The sequence below is a fragment of the Paraburkholderia susongensis genome (assembly GCF_900177725.1).
Taxonomy (GTDB): domain Bacteria; phylum Pseudomonadota; class Gammaproteobacteria; order Burkholderiales; family Burkholderiaceae; genus Paraburkholderia; species Paraburkholderia susongensis.
This window is the reverse complement of the sequence record NZ_FXAT01000013.1, coordinates 184,388-190,556: the sequence shown is the minus strand read 5'-3', so window position 1 is coordinate 190,556 and position 6,169 is coordinate 184,388. Positions and strand designations below refer to the sequence as shown.

General features: G+C 59.8%; 5 protein-coding genes. 3 read left to right on the top strand and 2 right to left on the bottom strand.

What is annotated here, in order from left to right:
• Positions 1 to 276: 276 nt before the first annotated feature.
• On the bottom strand, positions 277 to 1,245 hold the full coding sequence (locus B9Z01_RS28725) for a LysR family transcriptional regulator (protein ID WP_085488944.1): 969 nt from the start codon (positions 1,243 to 1,245) through the stop codon (positions 277 to 279).
• 199 nt (positions 1,246 to 1,444) lie between these two features.
• On the opposite strand from B9Z01_RS28725, the gene B9Z01_RS28720 reads away from it, so the two are divergent.
• The 3 genes from B9Z01_RS28720 to B9Z01_RS28710 all read left to right on the top strand — a co-directional run bounded on the left by B9Z01_RS28720 (position 1,445) and on the right by B9Z01_RS28710 (position 5,699).
• Positions 1,445 to 3,649 (top strand): FUSC family protein, encoded by a 2,205-nt coding sequence (locus B9Z01_RS28720; protein WP_085488943.1) that lies wholly within the window; start codon positions 1,445 to 1,447, stop codon positions 3,647 to 3,649.
• A 125-nt stretch (positions 3,650 to 3,774) separates the two neighbouring features.
• Positions 3,775 to 3,999 carry a hypothetical protein gene (locus tag B9Z01_RS28715; protein WP_085488942.1) on the top strand — a complete coding sequence of 75 codons (225 nt, stop codon included), beginning with the start codon at positions 3,775 to 3,777 and terminating at the stop codon, positions 3,997 to 3,999.
• A gap of 200 nt (positions 4,000 to 4,199) precedes the next feature.
• Complete coding sequence (locus tag B9Z01_RS28710) at positions 4,200 to 5,699, top strand: acetyl-CoA hydrolase/transferase family protein (protein ID WP_085488941.1); 1,500 nt, start codon at positions 4,200 to 4,202, stop codon at positions 5,697 to 5,699.
• 101 nt (positions 5,700 to 5,800) lie between these two features.
• On the opposite strand, the gene B9Z01_RS28705 is transcribed toward B9Z01_RS28710, so the two are convergent.
• The gene (locus B9Z01_RS28705; RefSeq protein ID WP_085488940.1) at positions 5,801 to 6,055 is read right to left on the bottom strand and encodes a GlsB/YeaQ/YmgE family stress response membrane protein; all 255 of its coding nucleotides are present in this window, start codon (positions 6,053 to 6,055) and stop codon (positions 5,801 to 5,803) included.
• Positions 6,056 to 6,169 lie beyond the last annotated feature (114 nt).

Here is a 6,169-nt window from a genome sequence, read left to right as displayed (position 1 = left end):
GAAACGACTCCACGCCGATGATAGTGCGGATTGCCCGTGTGAAAGTAGGTCATCGTCAGGCTCCTCATGCTGCATCGACTGAACCCCGGTCTCTCGACACGAGAACCGGGGTTCTGGCGTTTACGCCGCCCCTGCGAAGATCAGCGCAGATCGGGCGTCAAAACCGCAGCCGGAGAATTTCCGTCGACCATTGCAGAAATCGCTGACCGGCAGTATGAACACACACACGGCGTGCTCATACCAGCGCCGGCCACGAAGCCGCTACGTGGCAACCTCTCAGCTACCACCAGCTTCAGCGGGCACTGAAGCAGCCCCCATCCCAATTCCAGCAAGCAACGCTTCATCGCGCGCAATCACTTCAGGCAGATGCATGCGCAGGAATTCGACCCACGTCCGCGTTTTTGCGTCGATGAACTTGCGTGACGGATATAGCGCATAAACGTTCGTCCTTTGCAGCGTATATTCCGGCAACACGCGTACTAGCGTGCCATCGCGCAAACCGGAAATGGCCGCGTAAAGAGGCACCATACCTATGCCCATTCCTTCGCGGATCGCCACAATCAACGACTCGGCGATATTCACGTGCACGGGACCATCCACTTCCATCAGTTCGCTGCCGTTCGGACCATCGAGTATCCATTCGTGCGGCGCAAACGCCGGCGTATGCAGGATCAGGCATTCGTGATGCGCGAGGTCGCCTGGTTTTTGCGGTGCGCCGTGCATGCGCACATAAGCCGGTGATGCGCAGAGGATGCTGAAAGTCGTCCCCAGCGGAAACGACACGAGATCCGAATTCGGCAGTGTCGCAGCGCCGATCACGGCGACATCGGCACTGCCTTCGAACAGGTCGGGCATGCGCTGCGATAACGTCAGCTCGACGGTCACCTCAGGATACAGCGTGCGATAGCGCGAAATGGCTGGCAGGAGGTAGTGCTGGGCAATGCTCGCGAAACTATGCATGCGCAACGCGCCTGTCGGGTGCTCATGCGCGCAACTGGCTTCCTCTTCAGCGATATCGACATCCGCGAGTATCTGCTGCGATCGCTTCAGATAGCGCTCGCCCGCAGTAGTCAGCGCGAGTCGCCGCGTCGAGCGATTCAGCAACCGCGTGCGCAGGTGCGCTTCCAGCTCCGAAACCGCGCGAGACATCGCTCCGGTCGTTGAATTGAGCGACTGCGCGGCGGCGGTAAAGCTACCGGCTTCAACCACGCGCACGAACACTCGCATATTTTGTAGCGTGTCCATCCAACCTTCTACCTTATGACAGAGACCATATTGTCCGCCTGTCACGAAAACATATTGTTGTCCGTTCTGGAAGGGACGTTCCCTGTCCACCGCCTTAATGCGCACATCGCAGGCTTCTACAATCGGCGCCTTGCCTGCCGGTGTGCGCGGTTCCCGCCGGTGCATCTTTCAGCGACCAACCGGGGCGCACTGTTTTCAGATGAAACGCAATCATGCGATCAAACCGGCGATGGATTCCTTCCGGCCGCGCGGCGTCATGTGGCAATGGCCCAACCGGCCGACGTTCACTCAGGCTGTGCGAGATTGGGTGAGTAGCCACGGTCTGATCTGGTTGCATCTGCTGAAAACCGTTACCGCGGGTTTGCTGGCGCTGGGCATTGCCATGCTGCTCGATTTGCCGCAGCCACGCATTGCGATGACCACCGTATTCGTGCTGATGCAACCATTCAGCGGGATGGTCCTCGCGAAAAGCTTTTACCGGATTCTCGGCACAGCCGTGGGGAGCGTGGCCGCACTCGTGCTCGGAGGCTTGTTCGTCCAGCAGCCCGAGTTGTACATGCTCGGCATGATCGTGTGGGTGAGCGCCTGTATTGCTGCGGCAGTCCGGTATCGGCATTTCAGGTGGTACGGCTTCGTGCTCGCGGGTTACACCGCCGCGCTGATCGGCATTCCGAATGTGATGGCACCACAAGGACTATTTCTGGCGGCGCTCACGCGCGCGGCAGAGGTAGTGGTCGGCATCGTATGTTCGAGTTCGGTCAGTGCGCTGATCCTGCCGCAGCGCTCGAGCTTCGCACTGCGACGTACGCTTCAGATCCGTTATGCGAATTTTACAGCGTTCGCCGTCGACGTGCTCGCACGCGGGCTTGCTCGCAATCAGTTTGAGCGGCGTTTCGCGGACCTTATCGATGAAATCGTCAGCTTCGAAGCGACTCGCAGCTTTGTCGCGTTCGAGGATCCGGCGATGCGTTCGCGCAGCCAGCATTTCGCCCGTTTGAACAGCGAATTCATGGATACATGTGCACGTCTGCACGCGCTGCATCAGTTGATCAAGCGCCTGCGTACCAGCAGTTCCGCATCGGTACTGGTTGCGATCGGACCGTATTTCGACGAACTCGCGGTTCTGTTGGCGCGAGAACCCATGGTTGGCTTCGACGCATCACGCGTAGCGGAAAACCTGCGCTTCTTTCAGGCGAGCCTGTCACAGCGTGTGCGCGAAACGAAACGACCATTGGAAGTCACGTCTGCCGAATCTCTCGCGGACTTCGATACGTCTGCGGAATTGCTGTACCGCTTCGTCGGCGAATGGGTAAATTATTTGGATACCTATATATCGCTATCTGGGGGGAAGCCAGAAAACAGGCGGGAAAAAATGGGAAAAACCGAGCGACGCCACATAAACAGCCATCCGGGTAGAACAAACAACTTCGTCGTCCTGTTCGCGTTCCTGCGTTCATCTGTGGTCATCGCAATCGTTGTTTCGTTCTGGATGGAGACCAACTGGCCAAGCGGCGGCCTGGCTGTGATCGGCGCGACGCTGGTTTGCGCGTTGACTTCCACCGCGCCGAACCCTACGAAAATGGCGCTACAGATGGCGCTCGGCGCAGTGATCGCGACGATGACCGGCTACGTCTTCATGTGCTATCTGTATCCGAACATCGACGGCTTCCCGTTGCTGTGCATTGCACTTGCGCCGGTGCTTGCGCTGGGCGCGTTCATCGCAACGCGAAAGGGCGCGGCGGGGTATGGCATTGGTTTTTCGGTGTTTTTTTGTCTGCTTGCCGGACCGGACAACGTCGTCAGTTACGCGCCGGACCTGCTCGTCAATAACGGCATAGCGCTTACCGCTTCGATGCTGCTGGCGGCAATCGTCTTCGCGGTGCTCTTTCCCGCCGATATGCGCTGGCTTATCGGGCGGATCATGGGCGACCTGCGAGCGCAAGCCGTATCCGCGTGCAAGGACGAATTGCCGGGGCTCAACCAGCGGTTCCAGTCGAGTACGCACGATCTGATTTCGCAACTACGCATGTTGTTGGCACGGCGCTCGCGGCGCCGGCGCGATGCATTGCGCTGGATGCTCGTTACGCTCGAAGTGGGCCACGCTGTGATCGATCTGCGTAACGAAGCGGAGCGCGCTGCTTATACGAATATCCTTCAGCCGCGCTGGCGCAGCGCCGTCGAACGTACCTGCAGCGATCTCGCGCAACTCTTCGAACGACCTGGTGCTCCTGCACTCGAACGTGCACTCATCTCGGTGCGTTCGGCTACGTGGCTTGCGCAGGACATGCTGCGAACGGTGCATACGGACTGCGGCAGGCGTTCGGATTTGCAACGTATTCTGAGCTGTTTGCACTTCATTCGTACCGCTTTGCTCGACAAAGATGCGCCGTTCGCTCCGCGTTGACCAATGCGTATCGATCCTTCCGTCAGATGGAAAGATCCCTTCCGGCCAGGACCGTTTATCCGCGTAGGTGGCAGTCATATAGTTTCACTGCTGCATCGCAGTCATCGTAAGTTCTGGAGAACGAAATGAAAGTGTTGAAGATGTTCCTGATTGTCTGCTCTTTGTCCGCCGCTGCCGCTTATGCGCAAACCGCACCGACCGGGCAGGAACAACAGGTTGCGCAAGCCAATACCTCGCGCGTCTCACGCGCCAGCAACGTCGCCGGGAAAGACGGCGCTGATGTACCGAAGACCAAAGCCGAAGAGTGCGTCGGCCCGATGAGCTTTTGCAACATCTACTTCGGCAGCTGAACCGCGCCGCGCGTACTTCCTGTAATGCGCAGATGACGCGCAACACCTGTCGCACGCATCTTGCACGCGACGAAACACCTGCTCGCGACGCCGTCCGATCGAGACGCCGCGACAGGTGCAGCAACCGGCTATTGAGCGAAGCACACCGCAGACGTGGGCACCCGCAGACGGAGCTGGCGACTATGGAGAGACCCCGTTTCATGTACGAAGACCGGATTCGCTGCGCCGAGCTGCGCGGAAAAATCACTACGGCCGCCGAGGCGGCGCTCCTGATTCAGGACGGCATGCGCGTCGGCGCGAGCGGCTTTACGCGCGCGGGCGACGCGAAGGCCGTGCCGGTCGCGCTTGCCGAGCGTGCGCGTCAGGAAGACCGGCCGCTGCGTATCACGCTAATGACGGGCGCATCGCTCGGTCATGACGTCGATCGGATGCTTACCGAGGCGCACGTGCTCGCGCGTCGTTTGCCGTTTCAGGTGGACAGGACTTTGCGCGACGCAATCAATCGCGGCGAAGTGATGTTCGTCGACCAGCATCTGTCCGAAACCGTCGAAATGCTGCGTGCGAATCAGCTCGGCAAGCTCGACGTCGCGATCATCGAAGCCGTCGCGATCACAGAGACCGGCGGCATAGTGCCGACCACGTCGGTCGGCAATTCAGCGAGCTTCGCGATTCTCGCGGAGAAGGTCATCGTCGAGATCAATCTCGCGCAGCCGCTCGCGCTCGAGGGCCTGCACGACATCTGGATTCCGGGCCGCAGGCCGAACCGCGAGCCGTTGCCGATCGTGCGTGTGCAGGACCGAGTCGGCATGCCGGCCATCGGGATCCCGCCAGAGAAGATCGCGGCGATCGTCATCACCGAGGTTGCCGATAGCCCATCCACGGTACTGCCGGCGGATCGCGAAACCGCCTTGATTGCGGCTCATCTGATCGAATTCTTCCAGCACGAGGTATCGCACGGCCGCATGCCGAAGCATTTGCCGCCGTTGCAGGCGGGCATCGGCACGATCGCCAACGCGGTGCTGGCGGGCTTTGTCGATTCGCCATTCGATACCTGCGAAATTTATTCTGAAGTCCTACAGGACTCGACGTTCGATCTGATGGATGCCGGCAAGGTCACGTTTGCTTCCGGCGCGTCGATTACGTTGTCTTCCGCGCGGCAGGCGCAGGTGTTCGGCGAACTCGAACGTTATCGCGACCGGCTTGTGCTGCGTCCGCAGGAAGTCAGCAATCATCCTGAGGTGATTCGCCGGCTCGGCCTGATTGCGCTCAACACCGCGCTCGAGTTCGACATCTACGGTAACGTGAATTCGACGCATGTGGGCGGCACGCACATGATGAACGGCATCGGCGGCTCGGGCGACTTCGCGCGCAACGCGTCGTGCGCGATCTTCGCGACCAAGTCGATCGCAAAGGACGGCCGCATTTCGAGCATCGTACCGATGGTGCCGCACTGCGATCACAACGAACACGACGTGGACGTGGTCGTCACCGAGCAGGGCCTCGCCGATCTGCGCGGCCTTGCGCCCCGCGAACGCGCGCAGCTGATCATCGAGCATTGCGTGCATCCGCTGTATCGCGATCTGCTGCGTGACTACTACCGGGATGCATTGCGGTGGGGAGGGCAGACGCCGCATCGCCTCGACCAGGCGTTCGCATGGCATATGCGGTTGCGCGACACGGGTTCGATGTTGCCCGCCTGATTTTTGCAGCGTCGCTTTGCCGGCGCAAAAAAACGCGCCTACAAAAGAAAAAGCGCCAGCCGGCTTTCGCCGCTGGCGCTTCATGACATCAGATGGCGTGCTCAGGAACCTCGTCGGATGAGCCGGATGATGAACAGCAGGATGACCGCGCCGATCACTGCGGTGATGATCGAGCCGAACCAGCCGCCGCCGAGCGAGATGTGCAGCACACCGGCGAGCCACCCGCCGATGAACGCGCCGACGATCCCGACGATGATGTCGACGATCAGACCGAAGCCGCCGCCTTTAACCAGCACGCCCGCGAGCCAGCCCGCAATCGCGCCGATGATGAGCCATGCAATGATGCCGTGTTCCATATTCGAGACTCCATGGTTGAGTGTGAAAAAATCACGGTGATAGAGCTTAGTCGAAGGTGATGGGACAGTCCATTTTCAGGACACGGAATTAACGTTGTCTAAACTTGCTGCAAG